Here is a 3,986-nt window from a genome sequence, read left to right as displayed (position 1 = left end):
GGTGCCAGAAGAAACGCTAGATACTGATGAGCTTATGCAGGCCCTATCAGAAGGGACGACACTACAAGCCGACTATAGCAATCGTTTGCTTTATAGCAAAACCAATGATGGCGTGACGCTATATGCCAACGGTCAGCGCCTTGATGGTTTGGATGTTGATGCGACCGCTGTGCTAATGCGTTTGGCCAATGGTGAGCATTTACAAACTCAAGATGTTAAAAATATTGACCCAGACGATTTGAGCGAATGGTTAGAGAATGGTTGGGTATGGCTAGATTATCCTGAGTAATATACTGGCTATAACCACTCACTAATTATGAGTATTGTTGAAAAATTCACCTTGAAATAAGCTGGCTATTTGTCAGCTTATTTTATGTCACCCCTTTTTTATACCGCGCCTTTTTTATAACGGCTCATGCCAGCAATGACTGTTTCTTCAATCACTCTATCGTCGCCAAGCATCATCAGCATAAATAATTGCTCGTCAAATGATTTCGTCTGCGTCATTCGGCGCGTAAGTAACTCTGTCGCGCCCATGTCTATTATCACAAAATCCGCTTCTTTATTCGGCATAAAGTTACCAATTTTATCGTCTAATAATAGCGACTGCGCGTTACCTAAAGTAATCTGATACAAGCCTTGATGCGCGGATAACGGGTTGTTTTGTAGTTGTTGCACTTTATAAGCTTCCGATAACGTGGTCAGCATCGACAAACTGGTCCCTGCGCCGACGTCGGTGGCGATACTGACACCGGTATAGCTCAAGGTTTTGGACAAATCAAATAGACCACTACCCAAAAATAAATTGGACGTTGGACAATGGGCGATTTGCGTACCAGTATCACGCAGCACCTCATACTCTGGGGTGTCAAGATAAATACCATGCGCTAAAGTAGTACGCCGACCCAATAGTCCTAAATCGTGATAGACGTCGAGATAGCCCGTATGTTTAGGATAAAGCTCACGTACAAAGGCAATTTCAGCAAGGTTTTCGGCCAGATGCGTTTGCAGATACACACTCTCATAGCTGCGATATAACTCACCTGTCATTTGCAGCTGTTGTGGCGTCGAGGTGATGGCAAATCTTGGCGTAATCGCCACATGTTGACGCCCGCGCTCATGCCATTTATCAATAATGTTTTGCGTGTCACGAATACCTTGCTCAGTCGGTACACACAAATGATCGGGCGCATTTTGATCCATCAGTACATTACCGGTAATCATGCGCGTATTTAGGCGAGTACTTTCTTCAAAAAACGCTTCAACCGACTCAGGATGACTGGTTGAAAACACCAAAGCACTGGTCGTGCCATTGGCAAGCAGCTGGTTTAAAAAAAACTTAGAGGTGTCGTGCGCAACCTTTGGATCACCAAAATTGGCTTCGGTGACAAAGGTGTAATTGTTGAGCCAATCAAGCAATTGCTCACCAAACGCGGCAATCATATCTATCTGCGGATAGTGGACATGAGTGTCAATAAAGCCTGGCATGATTAGCTTGTCTTGATAATCGTGAATCTGTACGGGCGCTTTGCCCTCTTGCGCGTGACTACTGGCATATCGCGCCATGATCACATTTTTACTGCCATAATCTAGCACGCGACCGCTCACATCATCGACGACCAAAGCACCTTCGGCAATATACTCAGGATAAACATTAATACCTGCGATTACAGGGAGTAATATGACGTTTTTATCAACCACTGGTAGTGTTGCATCATTGGCATGTGTATCATTAGTGCTTGTATCACTGTTGTTGGTGCTTTTTTCTCTCTTAGCCAGATTGTCTTCGGTCAGATAATGCAGCAGTCGTGCTTGATAAATATGTATGGTCATAAAGGCGTCTCACCTAAATAGAGTAAAAGGCAATAAAGTTTTACTGATAAATGTTAATTAGAAATAATATTTATGCTTGGTGATACAGCTGCAAAATTTGACTGGCGATAGATACCGCAACTGCCATTGGTTCTTTACCGCCGATCTCAAGGCCAATTGGCATCGTTACCTTATCAACGACTTTTTCGCTATAACCGCGCTGTAGCAACTTATCTCTAAAGCGCTTGGCTTTGGTCGCCGAGCTGATACAGCCGATATAAGGCCGCGCACTGCTTTCCTTTAATGCAGTCTTTGAATCAGTAGCTAGCAAACAATCTAAAGCCGCGCGCACCAAGTCAAAATCAAGACTGTGATCATGGGTCATGACTAAAATAAAATACTGCGTGCCTTTATTAATAGATAGTCTGCGAGCGCCATTGGTCAAAAATGGGCGAATAAAATCAACTGGATCGTCGTCAATATGCACACGAATATGTGCTGGTAATTGGTCATTCACCTGTCCCTCCGCTGTGCCAGATTCAGCGCTTAGATAACGCTCAAACATCTCAGAGCGACTGTCTATCCAGTCCACTTGACATGGCAGCTCAGCCAGTATGCTCATTAATGCGGCAGCTACGTGCCCGCCCCCAAAAACCAATAGCGACATCGGCGGTGTCAAATGAAAGCATTCAAACATCACCGTCACGCTACCACCGCAGCACTGTGCTAACTTAGCGCCCAATGGATAATGTTTGCTGTAAACTGCTTCACGGCGTACCGCTTGTGCTTTTGCAGACCTGCCTGCTTTTAATGGTTGAGAGGAAGCTTTCGAATTATTTGGCTCAAACTCGCCATTTAATAGTTGCCGCGCTGTTAGCGTCACATCATGCTCTAAACTCCCACCGCCCAATGTATCGCAGCAGTCATCGAGCGTGACAATCATTTTAGATTGTAGATCGCGAGGTGCCGAACCATTGACGGCAACGACCGTCGCCAATACATGGGCAACCCCCTGCTGCTGATATTGCGCCAGTCCCTCATACCATTTCGTTGGTGGCATCGGCGTGATAAGTGACTTACTCACTATGAGCTGGTCCACGAGCCGTTGAGACGTTGGGGTTTTCTATCGCCGCAGGCTCTTCATCAAACAATTGACCTTCAGATTCTGGCGGTGTCATGTCTGTCGCATGCGGTACTTGCTGCGGCAGTACGCGATCGTCATCAATGCCGCAGTCATCGTCAGCTGGCGTTAAGCTTTCAATGGTTTCGGTATCTGGTTTAGAAGCGATTTCCCACGTTTGACCTTGTAGACGCATGACGGCTTTTAGTACGGCCTCTGGCGTCGCAGGCATGGTCAGCTCTGGGTTTTTCTTATAATCACCCAAGCTTGCAATGGCATTATTAATCGCACACCAAACGCTTGCTGCTAGCATAAACGGTGGCTCACCAACGGCTTTAGAATTATAAATGGTCTGCTCTTCATTTTTACGATCAAAAAGCTTAACGCGCCATTGTTTAGGCAAATCATGTGCCGTCGGAATTTTATAATTAGCGGGGCTGTTAGAAGCAAGCTTGCCTTTTTTATCCCAAATAAGCTCCTCAGTGGTTAGCCAGCCCATACCTTGCACAAAGCCTCCTTCAATCTGACCAATATCAACTGCAGGATTAATCGATTGTCCGACATCGTGCAAGATATCGCAGCGCAGCACTTTGTACTCTCCTGTTATAGTGTCAATCTCAACCTCAGCACAAGCAGCACCCAAAGCAAAGTAAAAAAATGGTCGACCCCACGCTTTTGAGCGGTCATAAAATATCTTTGGTGTTCTGTAATAGCCGGTCGAAGACAAGCTAATACGGTGCTGATAAGCGAGCAAGACAAAATCTGCAAACGTAAGCACTTCTTTAGTGCTGATATGAACGTGATTGCGCTCAAAACGGACATCTTCGGCGTTTACTTGGAAATGCTCAGCGGCAAACTCAAGCAAACGATTTTTAATGATGATACAGGCATTTTGCGCTGCTTTACCATTCATATCCGTACCCGATGAGGCAGCCGTCGGCGAGGTGTTTGGCACTTTATCGGTGCGAGTAGCAGTGGCTTTGACCGTATCTAAATCGACATCAAATTCATTAGCAACGATTTGGGTAATTTTAATATATAACCCTTGACCCAT

At 45.4% G+C, this 3,986-nt stretch carries 4 protein-coding genes; 1 reads left to right on the top strand and 3 read right to left on the bottom strand.

Annotated features, from left to right (window positions below):
• The coding region (locus V7D75_RS12400) for a winged helix domain-containing protein (RefSeq protein WP_333614807.1) at positions 1–289 on the top strand (289 nt) is incomplete at its 5' end.
• A gap of 98 nt (positions 290–387) precedes the next feature.
• Here the strand turns inward: V7D75_RS12400 and guaD are convergent.
• The 3 genes from guaD to V7D75_RS12385 all read right to left on the bottom strand — a co-directional run.
• A complete protein-coding gene (gene guaD, locus V7D75_RS12395; protein WP_333614806.1) occupies positions 388–1,833 on the bottom strand; it encodes a guanine deaminase in 1,446 nt (481 codons plus the stop codon).
• Positions 1,834–1,903: 70 nt separating this feature from the next.
• A complete protein-coding gene (locus V7D75_RS12390) occupies positions 1,904–2,896 on the bottom strand; it encodes an XdhC family protein (protein WP_333614805.1) in 993 nt (330 codons plus the stop codon).
• Positions 2,889–3,986: molybdopterin cofactor-binding domain-containing protein (locus tag V7D75_RS12385; RefSeq protein ID WP_333614804.1), on the bottom strand; the 1,098-nt coding region annotated here is incomplete at its 5' end. The genes V7D75_RS12390 and V7D75_RS12385, both read right to left, overlap by 8 nt.

The organism is Psychrobacter sp. (assembly GCF_036731945.1).
GTDB lineage: Bacteria > Pseudomonadota > Gammaproteobacteria > Pseudomonadales > Moraxellaceae > Psychrobacter.
Note: the sequence above shows the minus strand (reverse complement) of the source record. Positions and strands in the feature narration are given on the sequence as shown.